The organism is Streptomyces atroolivaceus (assembly GCF_000717025.1).
Classification (GTDB): domain Bacteria; phylum Actinomycetota; class Actinomycetes; order Streptomycetales; family Streptomycetaceae; genus Streptomyces; species Streptomyces atroolivaceus.
In genome coordinates this window covers 1,005,619-1,030,266 of record NZ_JNXG01000002.1, presented here as the reverse complement: position 1 = coordinate 1,030,266, position 24,648 = coordinate 1,005,619, and the positions used below count along the sequence as shown (strand labels likewise).

Annotated in this window: 22 protein-coding genes and 1 pseudogene; 10 read left to right on the top strand and 13 right to left on the bottom strand. The window is 69.9% G+C overall.

What is annotated here, in order from left to right; translation table 11 throughout:
• Positions 1 to 11 precede the first annotated feature (11 nt).
• The gene (locus OO67_RS07980) at positions 12 to 1,154 is read left to right on the top strand and encodes a C40 family peptidase (protein WP_033298321.1); all 1,143 of its coding nucleotides are present in this window, start codon (positions 12 to 14) and stop codon (positions 1,152 to 1,154) included.
• A gap of 218 nt (positions 1,155 to 1,372) precedes the next feature.
• On the opposite strand, the gene OO67_RS07975 is transcribed toward OO67_RS07980, so the two are convergent.
• From OO67_RS07975 to OO67_RS07960, 5 genes are all read right to left on the bottom strand, one after another.
• Positions 1,373 to 2,614 (bottom strand): tyrosine-type recombinase/integrase, encoded by a 1,242-nt coding sequence (locus OO67_RS07975; protein WP_033298319.1) that lies wholly within the window; start codon positions 2,612 to 2,614, stop codon positions 1,373 to 1,375.
• Between the two features lie 405 nt (positions 2,615 to 3,019).
• Positions 3,020 to 3,241 carry a helix-turn-helix transcriptional regulator gene (locus OO67_RS07970; protein WP_033298317.1) on the bottom strand — a complete coding sequence of 74 codons (222 nt, stop codon included), beginning with the start codon at positions 3,239 to 3,241 and terminating at the stop codon, positions 3,020 to 3,022.
• Positions 3,242 to 3,492: 251 nt separating this feature from the next.
• Entirely contained in the window at positions 3,493 to 5,169 is a 1,677-nt protein-coding gene (locus tag OO67_RS07965) for a hypothetical protein (RefSeq protein WP_051709204.1), read from the bottom strand.
• Entirely contained in the window at positions 5,166 to 5,846 is a 681-nt protein-coding gene (locus tag OO67_RS36330) for an HNH endonuclease (protein WP_078597707.1), read from the bottom strand. Before OO67_RS36330 ends, OO67_RS07965 begins: the two co-directional genes overlap by 4 nt.
• Positions 5,843 to 6,436, bottom strand: a complete 594-nt coding sequence (locus OO67_RS07960; RefSeq protein WP_244300061.1) for a hypothetical protein — start codon at positions 6,434 to 6,436, stop codon at positions 5,843 to 5,845. The genes OO67_RS36330 and OO67_RS07960 overlap by 4 nt, the downstream gene beginning before the upstream one ends.
• A 236-nt stretch (positions 6,437 to 6,672) precedes the next feature.
• On the opposite strand from OO67_RS07960, the gene OO67_RS07955 reads away from it, so the two are divergent.
• Both OO67_RS07955 and OO67_RS07950 read left to right on the top strand, forming a co-directional pair.
• A complete protein-coding gene (locus OO67_RS07955; RefSeq protein WP_033298314.1) occupies positions 6,673 to 7,431 on the top strand; it encodes a GntR family transcriptional regulator in 759 nt (252 codons plus the stop codon).
• On the top strand, positions 7,428 to 7,976 hold the full coding sequence (locus tag OO67_RS07950; RefSeq protein ID WP_341864635.1) for a P-loop nucleotide/nucleoside kinase family protein: 549 nt from the start codon (positions 7,428 to 7,430) through the stop codon (positions 7,974 to 7,976). The genes OO67_RS07955 and OO67_RS07950 overlap by 4 nt, the downstream gene beginning before the upstream one ends.
• A 1,034-nt stretch (positions 7,977 to 9,010) precedes the next feature.
• Here OO67_RS07950 and OO67_RS36325 read toward each other — a convergent pair.
• The 6 genes from OO67_RS36325 to OO67_RS07925 form a co-directional block, all read right to left on the bottom strand.
• Positions 9,011 to 9,232 (bottom strand): YozE family protein, encoded by a 222-nt coding sequence (locus tag OO67_RS36325; protein ID WP_078597705.1) that lies wholly within the window; start codon positions 9,230 to 9,232, stop codon positions 9,011 to 9,013.
• A gap of 325 nt (positions 9,233 to 9,557) precedes the next feature.
• Positions 9,558 to 10,793 carry a styrene monooxygenase/indole monooxygenase family protein gene (locus OO67_RS07945; RefSeq protein ID WP_033298312.1) on the bottom strand — a complete coding sequence of 412 codons (1,236 nt, stop codon included), beginning with the start codon at positions 10,791 to 10,793 and terminating at the stop codon, positions 9,558 to 9,560.
• A gap of 37 nt (positions 10,794 to 10,830) precedes the next feature.
• Positions 10,831 to 11,481: a GTP-binding protein gene (locus OO67_RS07940; RefSeq protein WP_033298309.1), complete on the bottom strand. Its 651-nt coding sequence runs from the start codon at positions 11,479 to 11,481 to the stop codon at positions 10,831 to 10,833.
• Positions 11,462 to 11,875, bottom strand: a complete 414-nt coding sequence (locus tag OO67_RS07935) for a DUF742 domain-containing protein (RefSeq protein ID WP_033298307.1) — start codon at positions 11,873 to 11,875, stop codon at positions 11,462 to 11,464. Before OO67_RS07935 ends, OO67_RS07940 begins: the two co-directional genes overlap by 20 nt.
• Positions 11,872 to 12,351, bottom strand: a complete 480-nt coding sequence (locus OO67_RS07930; protein ID WP_033298305.1) for a roadblock/LC7 domain-containing protein — start codon at positions 12,349 to 12,351, stop codon at positions 11,872 to 11,874. The genes OO67_RS07935 and OO67_RS07930 overlap by 4 nt, the downstream gene beginning before the upstream one ends.
• The gene (locus OO67_RS07925; protein WP_033298304.1) at positions 12,348 to 15,290 is read right to left on the bottom strand and encodes a sensor histidine kinase; all 2,943 of its coding nucleotides are present in this window, start codon (positions 15,288 to 15,290) and stop codon (positions 12,348 to 12,350) included. Before OO67_RS07925 ends, OO67_RS07930 begins: the two co-directional genes overlap by 4 nt.
• Before the next feature lie 371 nt (positions 15,291 to 15,661).
• On the opposite strand from OO67_RS07925, the gene OO67_RS07920 reads away from it, so the two are divergent.
• The gene (locus OO67_RS07920; RefSeq protein ID WP_033298302.1) at positions 15,662 to 16,447 is read left to right on the top strand and encodes a protein phosphatase 2C domain-containing protein; all 786 of its coding nucleotides are present in this window, start codon (positions 15,662 to 15,664) and stop codon (positions 16,445 to 16,447) included.
• A 74-nt stretch (positions 16,448 to 16,521) separates the two neighbouring features.
• On the opposite strand, the gene OO67_RS07915 is transcribed toward OO67_RS07920, so the two are convergent.
• Positions 16,522 to 17,019, bottom strand: a complete 498-nt coding sequence (locus OO67_RS07915) for a MarR family winged helix-turn-helix transcriptional regulator (protein ID WP_382055485.1) — start codon at positions 17,017 to 17,019, stop codon at positions 16,522 to 16,524.
• Between the two features lie 150 nt (positions 17,020 to 17,169).
• Here OO67_RS07915 and OO67_RS39590 point away from each other — a divergent pair.
• Positions 17,170 to 17,304 (top strand): annotated as a pseudogene (locus tag OO67_RS39590) (lysozyme); the annotation flags it as partial.
• 178 nt (positions 17,305 to 17,482) lie between these two features.
• Positions 17,483 to 18,235, top strand: a complete 753-nt coding sequence (locus OO67_RS07910; protein WP_106972710.1) for a polysaccharide deacetylase family protein — start codon at positions 17,483 to 17,485, stop codon at positions 18,233 to 18,235.
• 94 nt (positions 18,236 to 18,329) lie between these two features.
• Here OO67_RS07910 and lon read toward each other — a convergent pair whose 3' ends face one another.
• The gene (gene lon / locus OO67_RS07905) at positions 18,330 to 20,759 is read right to left on the bottom strand and encodes an endopeptidase La (RefSeq protein WP_033298297.1); all 2,430 of its coding nucleotides are present in this window, start codon (positions 20,757 to 20,759) and stop codon (positions 18,330 to 18,332) included.
• A 130-nt stretch (positions 20,760 to 20,889) separates the two neighbouring features.
• On the opposite strand from lon, the gene OO67_RS07900 reads away from it, so the two are divergent.
• From OO67_RS07900 to OO67_RS07885, 4 genes are all read left to right on the top strand, one after another.
• On the top strand, positions 20,890 to 21,729 hold the full coding sequence (locus OO67_RS07900; RefSeq protein ID WP_033298295.1) for a nucleotidyltransferase domain-containing protein: 840 nt from the start codon (positions 20,890 to 20,892) through the stop codon (positions 21,727 to 21,729).
• Between the two features lie 89 nt (positions 21,730 to 21,818).
• Positions 21,819 to 22,502: a spermidine synthase family protein gene (locus tag OO67_RS07895; protein WP_033298294.1), complete on the top strand. Its 684-nt coding sequence runs from the start codon at positions 21,819 to 21,821 to the stop codon at positions 22,500 to 22,502.
• Between the two features lie 232 nt (positions 22,503 to 22,734).
• Positions 22,735 to 23,472 carry a response regulator transcription factor gene (locus tag OO67_RS07890; protein ID WP_014154105.1) on the top strand — a complete coding sequence of 246 codons (738 nt, stop codon included), beginning with the start codon at positions 22,735 to 22,737 and terminating at the stop codon, positions 23,470 to 23,472.
• Positions 23,469 to 24,545, top strand: coding sequence for a HAMP domain-containing sensor histidine kinase (locus OO67_RS07885; RefSeq protein WP_033298293.1), 1,077 nt, complete (start codon positions 23,469 to 23,471; stop codon positions 24,543 to 24,545). Before OO67_RS07890 ends, OO67_RS07885 begins: the two co-directional genes overlap by 4 nt.
• The last annotated feature ends 103 nt before the right edge of the window (positions 24,546 to 24,648 follow it).

Below are 24,648 nucleotides of genomic sequence, written 5' to 3'. Positions count from 1 at the left end.
GAGGTGATGCCGTGTCGGGCCGAGTCGCACGCGCCCTCTGCACGGCGGCGCTGGCCGCGGCCGTCGCCGTGTCCCCCGCCTTCGCCGAGCCGTCAGGACCGGAACCGGAACCGGCCGCCGGAGCGGCTCCGCAGAGCGTGGCCGGACTGCTGAAGCAGCTGCAGACGCTCTACCGGCAGGCCGAGGAGGCAGGCGAGGTGTACAACGGCACCGCGGTGGAGCTGAAGAAGAAGGCCGCCGAGGCCAGGAAGCTGCGCGCCGAGCTCGCCAGGGCCCGGACGGCACTGGACGCCGGTCGCCGGGACGCGGGGCGGCTGGCCCGTGACCAGTACCAGGGGCGCACCGACTTCTCCGTCTACCTGCGGCTTCTGCTCGCCGAGGACCCGGCCCGTGCCCTGGAGCAGGGCCACGTCATCGAGCGCGCCCAGGCCGGCCGGGCCGCCGTGGTCGACCGGCTGACCGGCGCGGAGAAGCACGCCGAGGCACTGGCGGCCAGGTCCCGCTCGGCTCAGCACCGGCAGCGGGTACTGGCCGCGCAGCAGAGGAAGCAGCACGACACCGTGCGGTCCCGGCTGAAGAGCATCGAGGCGATGCTGGCCTCGCTGTCGGCCGAGCAGCTCGCCGCACTGTCGGCGCTGGAGGAGAAGAACATCGACGAGGCCCAGAGCGCGCTGGCCGCCTCCGGGGCGCTCAGCTCGGTACGCCCGCCGTCCGAGGAGGGCGGGGAGGCCGTCCGCTACGCCGTCGAGCAGATCGGCAAGCCGTACCTGTGGGGTGCGGAGGGGCCCGAAGCGTACGACTGCTCCGGGCTCACGTCGCAGGCCTGGTCGGCTGCGGGCCGGGACATCCCGCGTACCTCGCAGGAGCAGTGGCGTCAGCTGCCGAAGGTGCCGGTCGGCTCACTGCGCCCCGGCGATCTGGTCGTCTACTTCCCGAAGGCGACGCACGTCGCGCTCTACATCGGCGACGGCCTCGTCGTGCACGCGCCCAGGCCCGGCGCCGAGGTGAAGGTGTCGCCGCTGGCCTCGAACCCGCTGCTGGGGGCCGTCCGCCCCGACCCGGACGGCGAGCCGCTGAGCGCGTACACGCTGCCGGAGCTGCCGGAGGACGCCACCTCGGGGGCGGACACCGGGTACGACGCCCCGGAAACGTGAGAACCGGGCCGTCGCATCCGTCCGTGCCTGCATGGCGGGACGTGGCGGCCCGGTCTCCGTACGCGCGACTGTCAGCCCTGCGCGCCCGAGATCTCGGCGAGGTAGGCGTTCGTCTTCTCCGGCTCGGAGAAGCAGTCGCCACACAGCGTTGTGCCCCTGACCTGCCAACTCTCGGCATTTCAGGGGCACAAGTCTTGCTCTGGGCCGTCTGGGGGCCGTCAGGCCCGGTGGAGACCTCTGTCGTAGGCGGCCGTGATGGCCTTGCGCGTGCGCTCCTGGCTGCTCGGCATGAGGTGGGCATAGACCCGAAGCGTCATGGCGGCGTCACTGTGTCCCAGGTACTCGCTCACCGCCTTGATGTTCTCCCCGCCGTCGAGGAGGGCTGACGCGTAGAAGTGCCGGAGAGCGTGCATGCCGTGCTCGCGTGCTGCGGCATAGTCGTCTTCCGCCGTCTCCGGTTTGGGGATGACGCCGGCCGCTACGAGGGCGGGCTTCCACGCTCCTTCGTTGAGGGAAGTCCGCCACACGTGGTTGCCCCTCGGAGCCGAAAGAATCAGGCGCTTGGTCACCTTCGGACCGTCGGCGCGACGCCACGGGAGCGTGACGTCGACCGGGGGCCAACGCTTCATGTGCGCCTTCAAGGCGTCGGCCACAGGGCCGGGAAGCGGAACGCTTCGCACCTTCCCGCCCTTCGGCAGTGCGAAGACAGGCTTGCTCCTGCTCAGTTTGAGCTGTTGCGTCACGTGGAGGGTGTCCTCCTCGAAGTCCAGGGCATCGACCGCCACCCCAAGGATCTCCCCCTGCCTCATGCCGCAGCCTGCCCCCAGGTCGACCATCGCCTGGTAGCGCTCCGGCAAGGCATCCTGAACGGCGAACACCCGCGAGGCGGACCACGGGACGACCCGCTTGGGCTCCACCACGGGTTGCCGAACCGACCGCACCGAACAGGGGTTGCGAGCCAGGTAACCGTCGTCGACGGCGGCGCTCAGAACGGCGCGGACGTTGGAGTAGATCGCTCGGGCGTAGGGCCCCGGAATGCCACGCTGTTCGAGCGTCGCCACCCACTCTCGGATGTGCTCCGGCTGGAACGACCCGAGAGGGCGGGCCCCGATGTACGGGAAGGCATGCAGCGTGAGCTGAGACGTCATCGAGTCCACGGTGCTCGGCTCAGAGCCCAGCGTCTTGAGCCACTTCTCGGCGTACTGCCGGAAGGTCAGTCGGCCGGCGCGCGGGTCGACGTATTGCCCACGCGTCATGTCCGCCTCGATCTGGGAAAGCCACTGTTCCGCGAGGCGCTTCTGACCGTCACGGAAGCTCTTGCTCTTCTCGGTGCCGTCGGGGCCGACGTAGCGGGCGCGGTAGCGGAGGCCGGTGCCGTGGCGGTCGGTCTTGGTGCGGACGGTCTTGCCGCCGGAGGTGGTCTCGGTCTTGAACCAGCGGTCTTGGATGTGGCCAGCCATGTGGGCTGAGTCCCTTCGGTGAGTACGAGTCAGGGAGGCGGGCGGGTGCCGCCCGGTGCGCTGTTCTGAGGGGGTTTTTGGGCGTGCGGGGTGGCGCCTCCCTGCCTCCCTGACGGCTGTTTGCGCTGATCAGGCGGAGGGAGGCGGGTCAGGGAGGCGGTGAGGGAGTTCTCCCTGCCTCCCTGGGCGGGATGGCTCTGCCTCCCTGGAGAAACGGCCTGTACAGGTGGCTGCCTGAGGCTCCCTTTACCCGCCTTACCTCCCAGGTGGGAGGCCCTTACCTCCCCCTCTACCGGGGTAAAGGGAGCCCTCTACCGGCAAGGGGTGGACGGAGCTCCGGCGGCGCCTCGGTGGGCGGGTCGCCGGGAGCTCCCGGGTAGAGGGGGTGGGCTTTACCCCGGCGGGTCAGGCGGTGTCGCGGGCGGTCTGCTGGTCGACCCAGGCGCGGACGGCGGCGGGGTCGTAGCGGACGTGCCGACCGACGCGGAAACCGGGCGGACCGATGCGCTGCTTGCGCCAGTGGTAGACGGTCTCGATCGGGACGGCGAGCATCGCGGCGAGGTCTTCGGGGGTGAGGTAGCGGTCCGGGAGTCCGGCGCGGAGGGTCGCGCGGGGGTCGGTGGGCATGGCGGTGGTGACTCCTCGTGTCCGGGGTGCGGTGCGCGGAGGGTGTACCGGGGTGCCGTACTAGAGAGTTGATGCAACTCAGCGTCCGCAGCGTTCCAGCGTCCGCACTTTCACGTTTATGCAGGTCAGTCGAGGTGAGAAATGCGGACGCTGGTGCGGACGCTGCGGACGCTGGACGGCTTCAGCGTCCGCAGCGGGTGACACGTCCGGGCCACTGTTCGGCGGCCCGGCCCGGAAGTGTTCCGGTCGTGTCAGTGCAGGTCAGGCGGGAAGTTGTCCAGGTCCGGCGGGGGTTCCTCCGGCCAGAGGGGGGCTTGGTCGGGCTCGGAGAGTGCGGACGCTGACGTCTCGTCCGGGTCGGTTCGGGTGAGGGTGAGGAGCTTGTGACGGGTCCGGTCCCGACTACGTTGCGTGTCGTCCACGGTGATCCCGATGGACCGCAGGAGCGGGGCTAGGCGCTTGACCTTCCCGCTCGCCCGGGTCGGGTCCTTGGGCCAGTCGGGAGGTCGTACTCCGCTGGCGGGTTGGAGCTGTTCGAGGAGTTGCGCGGCGGTGCCCTTCCACGTCCCGGCCTCATCCACCAAAGCGGCGACAGCGGATCCGAAGGGATCGCCTTCCAAGGCGTCGCTGGCGACGTTCGAGGATGCGGCCAGGTAGTCCGGGAGGGTCTGCCAGCCGGTGACCTGGTCGACGGCGGCCAGGACGCGTGCGAAGTCGGCCATGCGCGGCATGGAGTCCAGTCGCACCGAGGGGAGCACTTCCAGGACCCCGGCCAGCAGGTCCAGCAGTGCACCTAGAACCGCGGGGCGGGCTTCCGTGAACGCCGCGTCGAGTTCTTCCTCCGAGCGGCGGCGGGCTCCGTCGATGAGCTGCAGCTCCACCATCAGGACCCGTTCGGCCAGGTCCCCCGCGAGAGCTCCGGCGTCGATGGTCGTCATGGCCAGCACCCGGCGGAAGGAGAGCACCACCACGTCGTCATCGGTGAACAGCGCCCGGTCTACGACCCCGTCCCCGGTCACGGCCTTGCACAGGGTGTCTGACAGCCATCGGGGGATCGTGCTGATGTTGTCCAGGCACAGGGCCCACGAGGTGAATGCCTGCCGGGACCACGCCTTCTCGTCGCGCGGCTGGCTGCGCCTGGCGGCCGGGGACGGGTCGATGAGGTTGATGGCCATCTGAGCCGTCATGGACTTGCCGGTGCCCTGCTCGCCCTTGCACGTCAGGATCGGGTGGGGGATGTCGGGCAGCCAGGCCGCCGCCATCCACGCCGCCATCTGACGGAACGCGCTCTCGTCCATGTTCAGCATGGAGTGGAAGCGGGCCAGACCGTCCGGGTTGCGGACCGGCACGGGCATGGGTGCCATGGCGCCGGAGCGGCGGAAGAGAACCGGCGCCCGGTCCACGACCTCCCAGCGGCCGGCGGACACCACGACCGCGCGGCCGTCGGCGGTGCCGAGGTCGACCACAATCCGCCCGTCTGAGGTGGAGCCGACCCGCAGGTGTACGGGTACGGGGTCGTTGTCCTCCGCGATCCCTTCCAGAACCGTCATCGCGTCCGCAAGGGCCGACTGCGAGGCAACGTCCCCGTCGAACGTGTCGGCATACAGGCGGGCCAGACGCTGCCGTACGCCGGTCTTTCCTCGGAGGGGAAGCGCGAGGTTCGGGCCGTCGATGGCGACCGCGTAGGGGCGTGCGTCTGTCGACATGACGAACGTGTACCGCTCCCGTGCCAGGGCCACCAAGAGGGTCGCTGCCGACGGCTTCTTGCCCCCGTCCCCGCCCGACTTCCCACCCGACCGTCGGGCGTTCACGGTCGGCCGACCGGTGTTCACGGCCGGTTCGGACTTGTTCACGTCCGGTCGGTCCGCCGGGCCGGTCGGGTCGATCGGTCGGGCCTGCCCGTTCACGTGCTGAGTGCTGGTGTTCATGCGCTCACCCCTCGATCGGTCGGCTGTTCACAGGTGTTCAGTCGGGGCGTCCGGCGCTGGTGTTCGAGCCGACCGACGCGCACCGCACGTCTCCCCGACCGGCGGTGAATCCCCTGGCCAGGGGTCGACTGTTCACGGCGTTCACCGCACCGTTCATGGGGCGCGGCCGTCGACTGGCGAGTGTGCGCGAGTCGGGTCAGCAGCAGCCAGAATGCGAGGTGGCCGGGGGTGGAAGCCGGGTGGATTCCACCAACGTCCACCCGACTTCCACCCGACCCGACCGGCGGCTTTCCGCTTCCGCTATCCAGACCGGGGGCGCGATGGGTGATCGGGGTGAACACGTCCCCGGGGGCGGTGAACACCGGGCGGGCGGCACGCTCTTCCACCTCTTCCACCGGGTGGACGGTCGGCCCGTCCGAGGACGTCGACCAGGCCAGCAGGAGGGCCATGGACAATGGCAGCCGGTCCGCCTTCGCGTGGTTGCAGGCCCGGCAGGCGAGCATCAGGTGAACCACCGCCCAGGTCCGGAAGAGGGACACCGGCACGACGTGATCGAGCGTCGCCTCCCGCAGAGAAGCGAACGGCCGCAGGCAGTAGGTGCACCGGGCCCCGTGGCGCCGGGCAAGCTGTTCCTTGCGCAGGCGCCGACGGGAGGCGGTCAGGTGACGAGTACTCAACGCTGCTCCCCGGTGTGACGCGGGGTGTGACGCACGTCGTCACGCAGGTCAAAGGTCTGCCCGTACCCTGCGCGGTGGCGCCGGATCTCTGCCCGTGCATGGACCGGGCACAGCATGTCGACGGGCCCGCAGTCCTCGTCGTAGAACGCCGGGATGTAGCGCGTACCCCTGCACGGGCAGTCGCCGTCGACGGCAGCGGTTCCGTTGCGGAGCCTGGTCGCCTCGCTCATGCGGTCGCCGTAGACGTTGTCGGCGGCCTGCTGGTCGGCCACGTTCAGGCGGCCCCGCTTCGGGAACCGCTGTTCGTGCCGCTGCTGAATCTGCGCGGTGACCAGGCCGTGCAACTCCAGCAGTCGATGTCCGTAGAAGAACTCTCCCCGGCGGCGGATCTCCTCCACGCCCAACCGCTCGACGCCCTGCACGATCCACTCACGGACCTGCTCGGATGAGTGGCGACGGCGCCCCGACGGCATGTCCGACGCGTACAGGGCCACCGCCCTCTCCGCACCGGTCAGGTCCTGTACTCGCACCGTCGGGCCGGACTGGACCGGCACCCGGACAAGCGGCTTCACCAAGGTTCCAGGCATCATGGACTTACCCCTTCGTGGGTCGGGGAGCGGCGTTCTGCTTGGCGGTAGGGAGCCGCTCCCTGCTGTTCCTGGGCGAACCAGGACTTCTTTCGGATTCGCACCCCAGACAGCGGGGCACAGCACTCTTCGATCGATCGAATCGACCGGCGGGCACATCCCTAAGGTTCCCTAGGGCACCCTAGGGTGTCAAGCGGTACGCTAGGGATGTCATCCACGGAGACGAGGGAGCTGAGGGAATGTCGGATCAGGCCGACAACCGAGCGCCGTACGCGCAAATCGCCGCGCACTACACCGAGGCGATCACGTCCGGCCAGTTGCCGCCGGGCTCACTTCTGCCGAGCATCAAGAACCTCGCGCAGGAGTGGCAGGTCAGTACCGCGACCGCCGAGAAGGCGTTGCGAAAGCTGCGCAGCGAGGGTCTCGTCCGGGGTATCCACGGAATCGGGACGGAAGTACTGGACCGCCCTGCTCCCATGTCCTCCGGATCTCAGCGTCAGGACCGGGGGCGCCGCAGCGGATCAAGCTGGGGGGCTGGAGAACGGTCCGACTCTCACCAAGCCTCAGTAGTGCCGGCGCCTGCCGACGTGGCCAGGGCCCTGGACATCGAACCTGGGTCGGATGTCGTCAAGCGGTGCCGCGTGTACCGCGACCGGCACGGAATCGTCGCCCACTCCACTTCCTGGATCCCTGCTCAGTACGGGAAGCTGGTGCCACAGTTGACAAAGAGCGAACGTCTGACCGGGGGAACATCACTCCAGCTCATCGCTCAGGCAACCGGCCGACCGATCACGCATCGGATCGACACCGCGTCCGCGCGCCTGCTGACCCCGGAAGATGCTTCGCTGCTGGAGGTGGATCCTGCAACGGCCCTGACCGGGGCAGTAGTTGTAATGACGGCGAGGTTCGTGGACAGCGGGGAGAGCGTCGTGGAGTACGGCGTCGACCTGGGGAGTCCCGGCCGCACGTGGCAGACGAAATCGGAGGTCACCCAGTGACCGACAGCGACAGCAGCGCCCGGCCGTTCTGCGTACTGATGGCAGGGCTTCCTGGCTCAGGCAAGACGACTCTCTCCCGAGCGCTCACGGCTCGCGGCTTCGCCAGGCTGTGCCCGGACGAGGAGATGTATCGCCGACACGGTGTGTACGGCGTCGACTTCCCCCGAGGCACTTTCCCGACCCTCGAACGCCCTGTACTCGAAGACGTCTCCGCAGAGCTGGGAGTGATCCTTCAGGGCGGGCAGAACGTGGTGGTCGATCATGGCTTCTGGACGCCGGACGACCGGGCTCGATGGCAGACGATCGCGACGGACGCTGGCGCAATCTCACTGCTCGTCTACTTGGAGGCAAGTCACGAAGAACTCTGGGCGCGCGTGAACAGGCGGAATGTGCAGCACGAGGCGGACCCGAACTCGATCTACTTCGCCGAAAGCGACCTGCTCCGCTACCGGGCCCGATTCGTCCCACCCCAGCCCGACGAGCCCCACATCGTCTACGACGGTGACCCCGCGTCCGTACTGAAGGCGCTGGAGGGATCGACATAAGTTCAGGGCCGCTAGACGCTAGGCCGCAGCTCAGGGCGGGTTTTGGTTGCTAGCGGGGGTGCTAGACCTAGCAGCCGGGGGTGCTAGGTCTAGCAGGGCAATCCGGGGCTCTGCTCGCTAAAAAGGACGATGTAGCGAGCGGCGAGCCGCACGACTTTGGGCAGCTCGCTACGCGAGCGCGCGCAGCCCGCCGGCCGACTCGGGGCACCGTGGCGCGGTGCGGGCCCGGTTGTACGGGACCTGTCCGAGGGCCGGAGTTCTGCGTCACCGCGTCATCAACGTCACCCGAACCCCCTGACCTGCGGTTTCAGGGTGACGCAGGCGTGCGGGGGTGCGTCATCGGTGACGCAGGGCCGCGTCATGGGGTGACGCAGGTGACGCAGGTGACGCACGATGACGCACGATTCTGGCTCTGCGTCACCCCGCTTTCCCGCAGGTCAAAGCCCCTTTATCGCCACCGGGGTGACGCGGTGACGCAGACCTCTCCTACTTAAGAAAAAGAGGGGAGCTTTTGTAGTGCTACAAGTGGGAGCCATTGGACAAGCAAGAGGAGCACCCCGCGCCGCGCCGCCGGGGGTGCTCCTCTTGCTTGTGAGCGGGAAGCGGAATGCTCACTGCCGGAGAGAACCATGCGGCAGGGAGAGGTCAGCGTCCGCACGTCTCCTCCTTAAGAGCCGTCTTGACCTGCGGTAATGCTCTTAAGCGGTGGGGGGGCTTGCGGACGCTGCGGACGCTAACGGACGCTAAACAGTTTGTTTAGCGTCCGCACCATTCCCGCAGGTCAGGCACCCTCCCGAACCCCTTGCGGACGCTGCGGACGCTGTCTTACACCAAATCTCTAGGATGGGTTAAAGGAAGAGAGAACCGGAACCGCTCTCTCCACTGAAGAGCCTTCCAAGGAGGCCACGCAGGGAGGGGGGTTCGGGAGCTCCCAGCACCGACTCTCCTGCATAGCTCTTGGACGGCTCTTCAGAGGCGCAGACCGGCCGCACGCTTCGCAGGGAGAGACCACGTCCCCGCGCAAGGTGGTCTCTTCATCGCTCCTGTCGAGCTTCATAGAGTTCCCATGCACGTTCCAGGGTCTCCACCGCCGCCGGGATTGCACCGCGCTCTTCCAGGTACTCCCGTTGACCGCTGAGCTGCCTTCGGCTCGGCCAGTCCGGATCCGCTGCGACATCACGCGCCAAGTCCCCGATGGCGCTCTCATCCTTCGCATGCGCCTTCAACCACGTGGTGAAGCCAGGGTTTCGAGTCATATAGACATCGTTTCACCAATGCGCCGGCCGGACGGTCCTCTTGCTCGAACCCCCAGGACTGCACGTATGGGTCGCCCGCCCGCAGGGCGGTCTCTCCAGCTTGTCGCTTGTCGCGGGGCACGTCATCAACGACTCCACGCGACCGATAGCGCGCCTGACCTGCGGGCCGACAAGCGACAAGACAAGACAAGCGACAAGTGAGACGACAAGCCGCTTGGGACCTCAAGACGGCTCACGTCTGGGCCGTCTGTGGGCCGTCCGAGGACGGCCCACAGCCACCAACGTTCACCAACGCCAACCACTACTTCGCAGGTCAGCCCGTAGATCAGGCCCCGGTCAGCGAGCCCAGGTAGGCGTTCGTCTTCTCCGGCTCGAAGAAGAAGTTGTCGAAGTCCGCCGGGTCGTTGAACCCGTTGGCGAACCGGTCCGCGGCCGGCTGGAGCTGACCGGCCGCGCCGATCAGGTTCAGGACGTGCTCCGGCGGCGGGCCGAGCATGGCGTTCGTCCACTTCACGACGTGCTGGGTCTTCTCCCAGTGCCGCTCGAACGTGGCCTCCATCCACTCCTCGTCGAACGGCCGGTCGCCGTGATCGAGGATCGAGTGCAGATAGGAGTGGGCGCACTTGGACGCCGTGTTGGAGCCCTGGCCGGTGATCGGGTCGTTGGCGACGACCACGTCGCCCACTCCGAGGACCAGACCGCCCCCGGGCAGCCGCCCGACGGGCTTGCGCACCGTCGGGGCGTAACGGCCCGCCAGCGTGGCGTTGGCATCGGTCAGTTCGACCTTCGTGGCGCGTGCGTATTCCCACGGGGTGTACTTCTCCATGAGCTCCAGCGTCCTGGCCAGGTGCTCCGAGGGGTCCTTGATGCCCTGGAAGGCGTCGAGCGGGCCGCCGGGGATGCCTTCCCAGAACAGGATGTCCGCACGGCCCGACGTCGTGAGGGTCGGCATGATGAAGAGTTCACCGACACCGGGCACCAGGTTGCACCGCACCGCGTCGAACTCCGGGTGCTCCGGACGCGGGCCCAGTCCGTGGACGTAGGCGACGGCCAGTGCCCGCTGCGGGGCGTCGTACGGCGAGCGGGAGGCGTCCCGGCCGAACATCGAGACGAGCTCGCCCTTGCCGGCCGAGACCATCACCAGGTCGTACGTGCGGGAGAAGTAGTCCAGGTCGGAGACCGCGGCCCCGTGGATGACGAGCTGTCCGCCACGCTGGGCGAAGGTCTCCATCCAGCCGGCCATCTTCACGCGCTGGTCGACGGACTGGGCGAAGCCGTCGAGCTTCCCCACCCAGTCGATGACGCGCGAGGAGTCGGGCCCGGCGACCGATACGCCGACACCCTCGATGCGGGGAGCCTGCGACTCCCAGAAGTTGAGCTGGAGGTCGCGCTCGTGCTGGAGAGCCGTGTGGAACATGCACTGCGTCGACATGACCCGGCCGGACCGGATCTCGTCGGCGGTGCGGTTGGACATCAGGGTGACTTCGTACCCGCTGGACTGAAGTCCGAGGGCCAGCTGGAGACCGGACTGACCGGCTCCGACTATGAGTATCTTCCGCATCGCGGTTCTCCGTTACGTGTTCTGGGCGCGTCTGTCGTTACTCGGGAGCGACGTCGAGTGCGTGGCCCACCAGAGCGAGCAGCGACTCGACGACGGTGATCCTGTTACGCGCGTCCATGATCACAACAGGCACGTGCGGAGGTATGGTCAGGGCCTCCCTGACGTCGTCCTGCTCGTAACCGGGCGTTCCCTCGAAGTGGTTGACGGCGACGATGTAGGGAAGGCCGCAGCTCTCGAAGTAGTCGAGCGCGGCGAAGCAGTCGGCGAGACGCCGGGTGTCGGCCAGGACGACCGCGCCGATCGCGCCGCGCACCAGGTCGTCCCACATGAACCAGAAGCGCTGCTGACCGGGGGTCCCGAAGACGTACAGGACGAGGTCGTCGTCCAGGGTGAGGCGGCCGAAGTCCATCGCGACGGTCGTGGTGACCTTGTCGGGCGTGGCGGTGAGGTCGTCGGTCTCCTCGCTGGCCTGCGTCATCAGCGCTTCGGTCTGCAACGGGGTTATCTCGGAGACCGAGCCGACGAAGGTCGTCTTGCCCACGCCGAAGCCGCCCGCGACCACGATCTTGGTCGCGATGGGCGCCCGCGTGTGGTCGAGCTGCCAGGCCTGTACCGACTCCTCGGGCCGGTCCTGCGGGTTTCGCTGACGCGGAGTGAAGAGCGGAGCCTCAGAGACGGCGGAGTCCATTGAGCACCCTTTCGAGCAGCGCGCGGTCGGGCTGGCCGGTGCCGTGACCGGTTCCGTAGACGCGGATCTTTCCCTGGTCTGCCAAGTCGCTGAGCAGCACCCGGACCACGCCGAGCGGCATCTTCAGCAGGGCGGAGATCTCCGCGACCGTACGCATACGGCGGCAGAGTTCGACGATGGCGCGGAGCTCCGGCATGACCCGCGAGGCGAGAGTGCCGTTCGTGAGCTCGCGGCGCTCCTCGGGGGCTTCCAGCGCGGCGACGAACGTCTCGACCAGCAGGACGTGGCCGAAGCGGGTGCGGCCGCCGGTGAGGGAGTACGGGCGGACCCGTGCGGCCTTGCGGTCGGCACCACGGACGGGGAGTTTTCGTACGGGTTCAGCAGCTGACGTCACTGGGTGCTCTCCATCGATTTGCGCAGCTCACTGCGGAGTTCGGGGGTGAGTACGTGTCCGGCACGGCCGACGAAGAGCGCCATGTGGTAGGCGACGACGCTCATGTCGCAGTCGGCGGTGGCGTGCACACCGAGCAGGGAACCGTCACTGACCGACATCACGAAGACGCTGCCCTCCTCCATCGCGACCATCGTCTGCTTGACGCCACCGCCGTCCATCAGCTTGGCGGCGCCGATCGTGAGGGACCCGATACCGGAGACGATGGTGGCGAGGTCGGCGCTGGAACCCCTGGGGCCCGTCCGCCGTCCTGACTCCTTGGCCGTCGCGAGACCGGGGTCCGAGGAGAGCAGCATCAGTCCGTCGGACGAGACGACGGTGACCGAGTGCACCCCTGGCACCTCCTCCACGAGATTGCTCAGCAACCAGTGAAGGTTCCGGGCCTCGGTGCTCAGCCCGAACGTGCTGGGCGCAGTCAACTGCGTGCCTCCTCGACTGTGTCCCCCGTCTCATCGATTCGACCGTCGGTACGGTCCTGGTCGGTCTGTGGGCCGCTCTCGCCGATCTCCGCCTCCACATCCCGGCGGCCGTCCTTCGCACCCTGGTGGAAACCGCCGAGCCGACGGCGCAGGGCTTCCTTGTCCAGGCTGCTCTTGCGCTCGGTGGCCGGGGCCGACGGCGGCGCGGTGATCCTGGGGGTGCGCTTGGGCAGTCCCTTGTCCGTGATGCGCTCGGGCGAGGGTGCCGGGTCGGGCACCTCCTCGCCCAGTCCGGTCATCGGCTGCCGGGGGCCCGGGAGGGCCTCGGCGGCCGGAGCGGGGGCGGGGGCGGGGGCCGTCGCCGGACTCGTGTCGGCGGCCCGCTCGTGGCTGTCCGGCCCGATCGCGTACGGACTCGGCGCGTCCTGCTGCGCGGGCAGCCGGACCTGCATCGTGGTCTCGGTCTCGGACCCGTCCCGAGCCCCGGGCTCCTCCAGGACCCCGGGCTCCTCCCGGGCCTCGGTCTCGGAGACGGGACCGGGCTCGGAGACGGGGCCGGGCTCGGAGACGGGGCCGGGCTCGGAGACGGGCGCGGCCGCCTCGGGCGCCGCCGCCTCCGTGGCGGTGGGCTCCGTCGCGGTGGGCTCCGTCGCGGTGGGCTCCGGTGCCGCGGGCTGCGGGGCCGCCGTCTGCAGGGTGCGCTCGGCGGCCGCGATCAGCGGGTCGCCGTCCGGGAGGCCCGAACGGGCCGGCAGCGCGTTGGAGTTGGCCTCGGCGACCGACCCCGGCAGATTCAGCGTGGGCGCGTCCCCGGGCAGCGGTACGGGCGGCGATGAGGAGACGGGGGGCGCCTTGGGCAGCAGCGTCTGCGGAAGGACGACGACCGCGGTCACCCCACTCCCCTTCTGCTCACGCAACTGCACCCGTACACCGTGGCGGGCCGCCAGCAGCGAGGTCACCTGAAGACCCAGACCGGCTCCGTCCGCGGCCTGTTCGCCCGCCTCGAAGGACGCCGGATCGGCCAGCCTGGCATTGAGTTCGCCCATCCGGACCGCCGACATGCCGATGCCCTCGTCCTGCACGGAGAGCATCACCTCCCCGGTCTCCATCAGCCAGCCGGAGAGCTCGACATGGGAGTCGGGCGGGGAGAAGGAGGTCGCGTTCTCCAGGAGTTCGGCGACGAGGTGGCTCAGGTCGTCGGCGGCGAACCCCGCGACCTGGGCGTGCGGCGGCAGGGACTGGATGGTGACCCGCTCGTACCGCTCGATCTCACTGACCGCTGCACGCATGACGTCGACGAGGGCGATCGGGCCCGCGTGCCCCTGGTTGTGATCGGCACCCGCGAGAACCAGCATGTTCTCGCTGTGACGCCGCATGACCGTGGCCATGTGGTCCAGCTTGAAGAGGGTCGCCAGACGCTCCGGGTCCTGCTCGCGCTCCTCCAGGCCCTCGATGACGCCGAGCTGACGCTCGACGAGGCCGAGCGTGCGCAGTGACAGGTTGACGAAGGTGTGGTGGACCGTGTTCCGGAGCCGCTCGAGCTGGCCGGTGAGTTCCGCCACCCGGACCTGCAGCTCCGCCCGTTGGAGTGTGAGGGCCTCACGGCCCGCGATCAGTTCGCCGCGCTCGGTCTGCATGCTCTCGAGCTGGCCGGTCACATCGTGGTGCAACCCGTGCAGCTTGCCGTGCAGGGCGTTGATGGACCGTACGACCTGGGCGAATTCGTCGTTGCGCCCCGTGTAGCGGACCGGCTCCGCGGTCTCGGGCTCGGCGGCGATGCGGCCGGCCCCGATCCGCAGGACGGCGAGCGGCTGGGTGAGGGTGCGCGCGACGGCGGTGGAGACGCCGACGGCGACCAGCAGACAGCCCCCGAGCAGGGCGAGGCGGAGCTCCAGCGCGGTGACGTCCTCGTCGCGCAGCCCCTCCAGTCGCTTGACCTGCGCCGTGCCCAGGGCGGACTCCACCCCGCGCATGCGGTCGATCCGGGCGGAGAGCGCAGCCCCGGCCTTCTCGGGGTCGACCTCCCGGTCGGCGTCCGACAGCTCGGGGCGGTCGGTGAACCGGGTGAGGTACTTCTCCGCGCTGGTGACCTCGGGGCCGGTGACGGTGGAGGCGAGCCTGTCCCGCGCGGAGGGCCCGGCGGCCTGGTCGAACTCGGCGAGGGAGGCGAGCTCGCGCACCCGCGACTGCTGCGCGGCGGCGCTCAGCTCGTCGCGGTTGCGGTCGTCGTCGCCTCCGCCCGTGTCCTCTCCCTGGACGGGCAGACCGGTGAACGGGTCGATCTGCTGCTGGGGCTCCTTGCCGGGCACGGCGAGCGCGGCAAGGAGCAGCCCCCGGGTGGCGGACGCCTGCTCCACGGCGCTGCCGAGGGCCAGCGGCGCGCGGGTGGCGTCGGCGGCGCGCGGCGGGGTCTTCTCGGCCAGTTCCTCGGCGATGTCGTGGAGCTTGGCGATGACGTCGGAGTACGCCTGGTAGGCCTCCATCGCCGAGCCCTTGCCGGTGAGGGCGGTCCGGCGCAGCGAGGGGATGTCGGCGAGGTCCCTGCGCAGTGCGGCCGGGGCGGCCTCCCGGATCTCGTCCACCTGCTGGTCGACACGGGCCGCGGGGCTCGTGGTGCCGCCCTTGCCGTCCTCTTCCTCACGGCCGCCCGCGATGTGGGCGGTGACCTCGTCCCTCTCGTCCGCGAGGGAGTGCGCGAGGGTGATCGCCTGCTGATTCAGCTCTGCGAGCGTCACGAGCCGCTGGGACTCGTTGAGATCGGAGGACGCGCCCAGGGCCGCCGGGGCACCTGCCGCGATGACGGTGATCCCTACGACGGCGACGCCGGCGACGAGCCGGCTGCGTACCCGCACGGTCCGCTTGGAGGCGCCCGCTGCCTGAGGCGTCGCCCCGGACTCCTCGCGCGTGCTGTCCTTGCTCCGAGGCCGCTTCTTCTGCACCGGTGCTCGCAATCTTGACTCGTCCGCCCTTGAAGCAGAGGTGACGCACGGTCACGTGAAGTGGGCACCCTGCCCTGATGTGCGCCGTACGGCTTCCGACCATTCCAGCGCTTTTGAGAGGGGGCCGTGCATCAACCGCTCCGCCACTCGAACGAGTGAACATCACTCCGGAGTTGGCGAACAAGTCTCCCCACAGGCGCCACTGGGCATGCATGAGCCCCCGGGTGGAAGTTCGGGCCAGGCTTTGGCAGTATGCCCGCCCGCATATGCACGGAGCTGCGGATTCCGCCTCCGCGGGCCATATGACCTGCTGGTACCGTCCAACCACGGGATCGTGCAGGCGCCGTGAAGAGGGCGTGCAGACTGGACGGATGCGTATCGAACTCGCCACCGAGCCAGGCAGCCCCGAACGCCCCAACGAGGACTGGGTATCGGCCGCCGCACCCGCGGCCGGCCAGGGCGGCGTCCTCGTTCTGCTCGACGGCGTCACGCCACCCGTGGGCAGTGACGGCTGCGTCCACTCGGTCCCGTGGTTCACCGCGCGACTCGGGAGCACCCTGGCCGAACTGTCCGCTTCGAGACGGGATCTGACGCTGACCGATATCCTGGCGACGTCCATCCGGCGCACCGCCGACACACACCGTTCCCTGTGTGACCTTTCTCACGTCCGCACGCCTCAGGCAACCGTGGTCCTGGCGCGTTGGGACGAGCAGCGGATCGAGCACCTCGTGCTCTCCGACTCCGTCCTTCTCGTCGAGGCTCCCGACGGCACGGTCCGGCCGGTGCTGGACGACCGTCTCGACCGGCTGCCGCCGGGCTCACTCGCCTCGGAGGAGATCGCGGACGCGCGCGCAAGGAACAAGGAGGGCGGCTTCTTCACCGCGGCCGCGGACCCCCTGGTGTCGTCGCGCGCGGTGACCGGGGAGACCCCCCGGGCCGGCGTCCGGGCCCTGGCCGCGCTGACCGACGGGGCGAGCCGCTGGACGGAGAAGTTCCGGGAAGGCGACTGGACAGCCACCTTGGGGATGCTGCGCAAGGAGGGGCCGCAGGGGCTGATCGACCGGGTCAGGGAGCTGGAACGAGCCGACACCGGCCGTGTGCATCTGCGCCGCGGCAAGACGCATGACGACGCGACAGCGGTGCTCGTCGAGCTGTAGCGGGCGCCGGCCACCGGGGCCGGGCCCCGACGGGTCCGGAGGCGGCTGTCCGCCCGGCACCGAGGTCCGGCGCCTCAGCCCTCGGCGCGCTCGTTCAGGTGGTGCAGCAGGCGAGCCAGTTCCGCGACCTCGGTCCGGTCCCATCCCGCGAGCTTGCGGGCGTAACGGCCTCGACGGGCGTCACGAACACTGCGGAAGCGCGCGAGGCCTTCGTCGGTGAGGTGGACGAGCGAAGCACGGCCGTCCGCCGGATCGGTCTCCCGTGCCACCAGGCCGAGGCCCTCAAGGGCCCGCAGCTGGCGGCTCATGGTCGCCTTGCCCACGCCGAAGTAGGCGGCGAGGTCCGTGGCGCGCTGGCGCCCGGCCGATTCCAGCCGCACGAGAAGCCCGTAGGCCGCGGCTTCCAGATCCGGATGGACCTCGCGCGCCATCTCTCCCGAATTGGCCCGCGCCCGGCGCAGGAAGACCGCCAACTCCCGCTCCAGCGCCAGGAACTCGTGGTCCACACCATTTCCGGCCATCGCGCCGGGCTCACCGCCGCTCCCGCTCCCGTGCACGTCAGCACCCCTCATACGCTTCCCGCCGACGAAGTTTTCTTTCGGCTCCGGCCATCACCGCAGCTCGGCCAGTATTTCGCAGGCGTAGACCTCCGGCAGCCGTCGGGCCCCCTTCCGGAGCCCTGTTCAGCGCCACCGGCCCGCTCCGGGGCACCCGTCACGACAGCAACGGTCGGTGAACCCCCGGCCGGCTGGAGCTGCTGCACGCCGGGGCAGTCCACGTCGTCGGGCACGGCGGTCGGCGACCACGACCGTTTCGACGGCGCGCACGACCGCGTGAAGGCGCTCGCGAACGGCTGAGCCCGTACGACGCAGGACCGAGCCCCGGTGGCTGCCCCCAGGTCACCGGGGTTCGACGCTGTGCCACCGCCCACTATGCACTGCACGTATACACACTATGTATAGTCCTGCCGTGCCGCGCCACCGGCGTGCGGCCGTCCCTGGGGAGTGACCCGCTGTGCCTGTTGTGCCCGGAAAGATGACGCCGTTCGGTACGGGGTTGACCGCCGCTCTCGTGACGGTGGTCACACTCACGCTCGGCGGATGCTCGATTGAGACCACGGCCCCCGGAACGGCGCGCGCCGGCGCCGCTTCCGACGCCAAGGGATCGTTCGGGGCGGTGGACTGCCGGAAGGCGAAGTGCATCGCGCTGACCTTCGACGCGGGGCCCGGGAAGGACACCCCCCGGCTCCTGGACATCCTCAAGGAGAGGAAAGTGCCGGCCACGTTCTTCCTGCTGGGCAGGAACCACGTGCTCAAGCACCCCGGCACCGTGCGGCGCATCGCGGCCGAAGGTCACGAGGTCGCCAACCACACGTGGTCGCACGCGGTCCTGACCGACAGGAAGCCCGGGGAGATACGTGCCGAGCTGGAGAAGAACCAGGACGCCATAGCGAAGATCACGGGCAGGAAGCCGCGGCTGATGCGTCCGCCGCAGGGCCGCACCGACGACACGGTGACCGAGATCAGCAAGGAGCTGGGTCTCTCCCAGGTCCTCTGGAGCACGACCGCGAAGGACTACTCGACGAACGACTCCGCGCTGATCAGGAAACGGACTCTTGACCAGGCGGGCAAGGACGGGATCATCCTGCTGCACGACATCTACGAGGGCACGGTGCCCGCGGTGCCGGGCATCGTCGACGCACTGCGGGAGGACGGCTACACCTTTGTGACGGTCCCCCAGCTGATGGCCCCCGCGGAACCGGAGCCGGGCACGGTCTACCGTCCCTGAGCCGGCCCGCACACGGAACGGCCCGCCTCCCCTGAGGAAGACGGGCCGCCCTACCGGCCGTCGGCGTGATGCCACGCCCGTCACAGCATGACGCCTACGCGGCGGCCGGGATCCTTTCCTGCGCCCTGGCCGAGGCCGGGGCGAGCGCGATCTCCAGCACCTGGCGGACATCGGTCACCGGGTGGACCTCCAGCGTGTCGAGGACCTCGGCCGGGACATCGTCCAGGTCGGCCTCGTTGCGCTTGGGGATCACCACGGTGGTGATGCCGGCCCGGTGCGCGGCCAGCAGCTTCTGCTTCAGACCGCCGATCGGGAGCACCCGCCCGGTCAGCGACACCTCCCCGGTCATGGCCACGTCCGTCCGGACGAGCCGGCCCGAGAGCAGGGAGGCGAGCGCCGTCGTCATGGTGATGCCCGCGCTCGGCCCGTCCTTGGGGACCGCGCCCGCAGGGAAGTGGATGTGCGTGCCCCGGTCCTTCAGGTCCGCGACCGGAAGCTCCAGCTCCGCGCCGTGCGAGCGCAGGAAACTCAGGGCGATCTGGGCGGACTCCTTCATCACGTCGCCGAGCTGCCCGGTGAGGGTGAGTCCGGACGCCCCGGTCTCCGGGTCGGCCAGCGACGCCTCCACGAACAGCACGTCACCACCCGCTCCGGTCACCGCGAGCCCGGTGGCCACACCCGGCACCGCGGTGCGGCGCTCGGCCGGGTCCTGGGCGGACTCCGGCACATGGTGCGGCCGGCCGATCAGACCCCGCAGGTCCTGTTCGGAAACCGTGAACGGCAGCTCCCTCTCGCCGAGTTCGTGCTGGGCCGCGACCTTGCGGAGCAGCCGCGCGACGGACCGCTCCAGGTTCCGCACCCCGGCCTCACGGGTGTACTCACCGGCCAGCTTGCGCAGCGCCGACTCGTCGAGGCCTACCTCGTCCTTCTCCAGACCGGCCCGCTCCAGCTGACGCGGGAGCAGGTGGTCACGGGCGATGACGACCTTCTCGTCCTCGGTGTAGCCGTCCAGAGTGACCAGCTCCATGCGGTCGAGCAGGGCCTCCGGGATGGCTTCGAGGACGTTGGCCGTGGCCAGGAACACGACGTCGCTGAGGTCGAGTTCGACCTCCAGGTAGTGGTCGCGGAAGGTGTGGTTCTGGGCCGGGTCGAGCACTTCGAGCAGGGCGGCCGCCGGGTCGCCCCGGAAGTCCGAACCGACCTTGTCGATCTCGTCGAGCAGGACGACCGGGTTCATCGAACCGGCCTCCTTGATCGCCCGGACGATGCGCCCCGGCAGCGCGCCGACGTACGTACGCCGGTGGCCCCGGATCTCCGCCTCGTCCCGGACGCCGCCGAGCGCCACCCGGACGAACTTGCGCCCCATGGCGTGCGCGACGGACTCGCCGAGCGAGGTCTTGCCCACTCCGGGCGGGCCGACCAGTGCCAGCACGGCGCCGCCGCGCCGGCCACCGACCACACCGAGCCCCCGGTCCGCACGGCGCTTGCGTACCGCGAGGTATTCGGTGATGCGTTCCTTCACGTCCTGCAGACCCGCGTGTTCGGCGTCGAGGATCTCCTGGGCGCCCTTGATGTCGTAGGCGTCCTCGGTCCGCTCGGTCCAAGGCAGTTCGAGGACCGTGTCCAGCCAGGTCCGGATCCAGGACCCCTCGGGGCTCTGGTCGGAGGCGCGTTCCAGCTTCTCGACCTCCTTGAGCGCGGCCTCGCGGACGTGCTCGGGCAGGTCGGCGGCCTCGACACGGGCCCGGTAGTCGTCGGACTCGTCCTCCGGGTCGCCGTTGAGCTCGGAGAGCTCCTTGCGGACGGCGTCGAGCTGGCGCCGCAGCAGGAATTCGCGCTGCTGCTTGTCCACGCCCTCCTGCACGTCCTTGGCGATCGACTCGGCCACGTCCTGCTCGGCGAGGTGCTCGCCGAGCCACTGGACGGCCAGCCTCAGGCGGGCGACCGGGTCGGCGGTCTCCAGCAGCTGGACCTTCTGGGCGGTGGTGAGGAAGGGCGAGTAGCCGGAGTTGTCGGCGAGGGCGGAGATGTCCTCGATCTGCTGGACCCGGTCCACGACCTGCCAGGCTCCGCGCTTCTTCAGCCAGCTCGTCGCAAGGGCCTTGTACTCCTTGGCGAGTTCGGCTGCGGCACCGGGGACGGGATCGGGCAGGGATACGTCGATCCGCGTGCCCTCCACCCACAGCGCGTTGCCGGGCCCACTGGTCCCGGCTCCGATCCGCACCCGGTCACGGGCCCTGATGAGGGCGCCCGGATCTCCGTCCGACAGCCGTCCGACCTGCTCGACGGTGCCCAGGACGCCGGTCCCGGTGTAGTTCCCGTCGACACGCGGCACGAGAAGGACCTCGGGCTTGCCGCCCCCGGTCCGCGCGACGGCCTGTGCGGCCTCCACGGCGGCGCGCACCTCCGCGTCCGACAGGTCGAGCGGCACCACCATTCCGGGCAGCACGACCTCGTCGTCGAGCGGCAGCACAGGCAGGTCGACCGGCGTGAACGCCTGGGACGCCTTGGACTCAGCAGTCATGATCTCCCCTTCGGCAGGCAAGTTGAGCTATGTGGACTCAATGCTTGTGAGCCCTCGAATGTTCCCCACCTGCTGTTCGCTCTCAGCGATCAAGGGCGTCACCGGTCCCCCGCCTGCGAAACTCCACCCCATGAGCGCAGAGACCGGCACCGAGGACCGGGGGCTCGCGGCGGACGGGACGATCAGACGGGAGGGCGCGGCCGGCCTCGTACAGACCGGCTTCGCCCCGGTGGTCGAGGCGGCCCGTGTCCGCCTCGCCGACACCTTCGGCCCCGCACGGCTGCACAGCGCCTACCTCTACGGCAGCATCCCGAGGGGCACGGCCATTCCCGGCAGGTCGGACCTGGACCTGCTGGTGGTCCTCCACGACGAGCCCACCGACGCGGACCGGGTGGCGGCGGACGGGGTGGGGGCCGCCCTGGACGCCGCCTTCGGCGTGATCGACGGAGTGGGCCTGCTCCTCTCCTCCGCCCGCGCCGTGCTCAGCGAGGCGGAGCGCGACGACTTCGGGTTCTTCGTCGCCTGCCTCTGTACCCCGCTGCTGGGCGAGGACCTCGCCGCGCACCTGCCGCGCTACCGCCCCACGTCGCTCCTCGCCCGTGAGACGAACGGCGACCTGACGCCCACGCTCCCCCACTGGCGCGCCCTCGCGGCCGGTGCCGCCACCGACGAGGCGCGCCTGCGGCTGAGCCGGCGCGTCGCGCGTCGCCTCGTCCGGTCGGCGTTCACGCTGGTCATGCCGCGCTGGGGCGGCTGGACGAGTGATCTGCACAGGTCCGCCGAACTGTTCGCGCGCTTCTACCCGGATCATCCGGAACGCGTCGCACAGGTCCGGGCGGCCGCGGACACGGCGCGGACGCCCTCGCCGGATCCTGCCGGACTCGCCGGGCTCATCGAGGACCTGGGCCCCTGGCTGGCCGCCGAGTACACTCGTGTCCACGGGACGAAGGCACCCCGGCCCGGAGGGTGACACCTCGGGAATCCACTGGCACCGGTGCCCGGCGGCGGGGGAAAATGGACGGCTGTGAAAGACCGCCCCGCCTACCGGAGATCGTGCTCATGACCGCCACAGATGCCCGCCTCCCCGTCGTTCTCGACCGACGTGAAGGACCGTTCGGTGAAGTCGTCCTGCGCGAGCGCGGCGACCACTTCGAGATCATCGCCAACGGCTGCTTCCTGATGGACACCTCCGACGGGCGGTCCGAACGGCTGCTGGTCGACGCGGCGCTCGCCGCCCTGCCCGCCGGACGGCCGGACCCGTCGGTGCTGATCGGCGGGCTCGGCGTCGGGTTCTCACTGGTGCGGGCCGCCACCGAGCCGCGCTGGGGCAGGATCGAGGTCGTCGAGCGGGAGCAGGCCGTCGTGGACTGGCACCTCGCCGGACCGCTCGGCCGGATCTCCGGGCCGGCGCTCGCCGACCCGCGGACCGGGATCCTCCGCGCGGACCTCGTCGCCCACCTCCGCACGACCACGGAGCGTTACGACGCACTGTGCCTGGACATCGACAACGGCCCCGACTGGACCGTGACCCAGGACAACGAGAGCCTCTATTCGCCCGCCGGTCTCGCGGCCTGCCGCGCGCGTCTGACGCCCGGCGGAGTCCTCGCCGTATGGTCCGCGCGACCCTCCGCCGACTTCGAGGCGGCGTTGCGGAATGCCGGATTCCACGCAGTAAGGACCGAAGAAGTAGCGGTTGCCCGAGGTGTTCCGGACGTGGTCCATCTCGCACTCCGGGACCACTGAACCCCCACCCGGTACGCACATCTCTGCCCCACCATGGATCAGGTGCCACAAGTCCGCCGATCCGTCTCCTTCCCGCGGGTAACTCCTTCACGACGGACAACACCCTGCGTAGCCGAGAGGCGTCCTCTGCCTTTACGCTGCTGAGCGGCACAAGGGATCACCGACGAAATCCACAAGCGATAACCGTGCCTCCGGGGGAATGGCCTCCGTGAGAACGGGCAGGGGCGGGGCGATGGAACAGACACACACCACCCACAACGGCGTCGCGGCCACCCCCGGGGCTCAGCGCCGGGTGCTGGTGGTTGAGGACGACGCAACAATCGTCGACGCCATTTCCGCCCGGCTTCGGGCGGAGGGCTTCCTGGTGCAGACCGCACTGGACGGGCCCGCGGCCGTGGACGCGGCCGAGGCCTGGCAGCCCGACCTGATGGTGCTCGACATCATGCTTCCCGGCTTCGACGGCCTGGAGGTCTGCCGTCGTGTGCAGGCTCAGCGCCCCGTGCCGGTGCTGATGCTCACCGCACGCGACGACGAGACCGACATGCTCGTCGGACTCGGGGTCGGCGCCGACGACTACATGACCAAGCCCTTCTCCATGCGGGAACTGGCGGCGCGGGTGCACGTCCTGCTGCGCCGGGTCGAGCGGGCCGCACTGGCCGCGGTCACACCGCGCAGCGGCATCCTGCGCCTCGGCGAGCTGGAGATCGACCACGCGCAGCGCCGCGTGCGGGTGCGCGCCGACGACGTCCACCTCACCCCGACCGAGTTCGACCTGCTGGTCTGCCTGGCCAACACACCGCGCGCGGTGCTGTCCCGGGAACAGCTGCTGGCCGAGGTCTGGGACTGGGCGGACGCCTCCGGGACGCGCACGGTCGACAGCCACATCAAGGCCCTGCGCCGGAAGATCGGCGCCGAGCGGATCCGTACCGTGCACGGCGTCGGCTATGCCTTGGAGACACCCGCGCCATGACCCGGCCCGGCTCCGGACTGCGGCCCTTCTCGATCAAGGCCAAACTGGGCGCGCTCGTGGTGATCTCCGTGTTCATCACGACCGGACTCCTGATCGTCGCTCTGCGGACCAGGACCGAGTTCCGGTTCATCACGGTCTTCTCGGTGATCGCCACGCTGCTGATCACCCAGTTCGTGGCTCACGGTCTGACCGCGCCGCTGGACGAGATGCGCGCCGTCGCGCGGTCCATCTCGCACGGCGACTACACGCGACGGGTGAGCGGCGCCGGGCGGCGGGACGAGCTCGGCGACCTGGCACAGACGATCAACCGCATGGCGGACGATCTGGAGGCGGAGGACCGGCACCGCAAGGAGTTGGTGGCCAACGTCTCCCATGAGCTGCGCACCCCGATCGCGGCGCTCAGAGCCGTACTGGAGAACGTGGTGGACGGGGTGTCCGCCGCGGATCCCGAGACGATGCGTACGGCACTGAAACAGACCGAACGCCTGGGCCGGCTGGTGGAGACCCTGCTGGACCTCTCCCGGCTGGACAACGGTGTGGTGACGATCAAGGCGCGCCGCTTCGAGGTCTGGCCGTATCTGTCGGGCGTGCTGAAGGAAGCGAACCTCGCGTCCGCGCAGCGCCGGCTGTCCTCCGGCTCGGGCAACCACTCCCGCACCGACGTCCATCTGCATCTCGACGTCTCGCCGCCCGAGCTGACGGCGCACGCGGACGCGGAACGCCTGCACCAGGTGGTCGCCAACCTGATCGACAACGCCGTCAAGCACAGCCCTCCCCACGGCCGGGTCACGGTGCTGGCGCGGCGCGGGGAGCACCCCGAGTCGCTGGAGCTGGAGGTCATCGACGAGGGGCCCGGCATCCCGGAGGCGGAGCGTCACCGGGTCTTCGAGCGCTTCAACCGCGGCCAGGCGCCGTCCCCGCACGGCCCGGGCAGCGACGGCGGCACGGGGCTCGGTCTCGCGATCGCCCGCTGGGCGGTGGATCTGCACGGCGGCCGTATCGGGGTGGCCGAATCCGCCCGGGGATGCCGAATCCAGGTCACTCTTCCGGGGATCGCGCAGATGCACGGTTGACCCTGCGTTCGAAGCGGAAGGCCCCGTTTCTCCTTCGCGCCCGGGAAAGAGATACGGTCCAGGGGGCCGTAGCACTGGCCTCGCGTACCGAAGGGCAGTGGAA

Bases quoted from the DNA above. Each gene is read 5' to 3' on its own strand.
- OO67_RS07890 (WP_014154105.1), top strand. From the start codon at position 22,735: ATGGAACAGACACACACCACCCACAACGGCGTCGCGGCCACCCCCGGG.
- OO67_RS07955 (WP_033298314.1), top strand. From the start codon at position 6,673: ATGTCGGATCAGGCCGACAACCGAGCGCCGTACGCGCAAATCGCCGCG.
- OO67_RS36325 (WP_078597705.1), bottom strand. From the start codon at position 9,232: ATGACTCGAAACCCTGGCTTCACCACGTGGTTGAAGGCGCATGCGAAG.
- OO67_RS07885 (WP_033298293.1), top strand. From the start codon at position 23,469: ATGACCCGGCCCGGCTCCGGACTGCGGCCCTTCTCGATCAAGGCCAAA.
- OO67_RS07945 (WP_033298312.1), bottom strand. From the start codon at position 10,793: ATGCGGAAGATACTCATAGTCGGAGCCGGTCAGTCCGGTCTCCAGCTG.
- OO67_RS07965 (WP_051709204.1), bottom strand. From the start codon at position 5,169: ATGAACACCAGCACTCAGCACGTGAACGGGCAGGCCCGACCGATCGAC.
- OO67_RS07940 (WP_033298309.1), bottom strand. From the start codon at position 11,481: ATGGACTCCGCCGTCTCTGAGGCTCCGCTCTTCACTCCGCGTCAGCGA.
- lon (WP_033298297.1), bottom strand. From the start codon at position 20,759: ATGACTGCTGAGTCCAAGGCGTCCCAGGCGTTCACGCCGGTCGACCTG.
- OO67_RS07960 (WP_244300061.1), bottom strand. From the start codon at position 6,436: ATGATGCCTGGAACCTTGGTGAAGCCGCTTGTCCGGGTGCCGGTCCAG.
- OO67_RS07895 (WP_033298294.1), top strand. From the start codon at position 21,819: ATGACCGCCACAGATGCCCGCCTCCCCGTCGTTCTCGACCGACGTGAA.
- OO67_RS07910 (WP_106972710.1), top strand. From the start codon at position 17,483: ATGACGCCGTTCGGTACGGGGTTGACCGCCGCTCTCGTGACGGTGGTC.
- OO67_RS07970 (WP_033298317.1), bottom strand. From the start codon at position 3,241: ATGCCCACCGACCCCCGCGCGACCCTCCGCGCCGGACTCCCGGACCGC.
- OO67_RS07900 (WP_033298295.1), top strand. From the start codon at position 20,890: ATGAGCGCAGAGACCGGCACCGAGGACCGGGGGCTCGCGGCGGACGGG.
- OO67_RS07975 (WP_033298319.1), bottom strand. From the start codon at position 2,614: ATGGCTGGCCACATCCAAGACCGCTGGTTCAAGACCGAGACCACCTCC.
- OO67_RS07915 (WP_382055485.1), bottom strand. From the start codon at position 17,019: ATGAGGGGTGCTGACGTGCACGGGAGCGGGAGCGGCGGTGAGCCCGGC.
- OO67_RS07920 (WP_033298302.1), top strand. From the start codon at position 15,662: ATGCGTATCGAACTCGCCACCGAGCCAGGCAGCCCCGAACGCCCCAAC.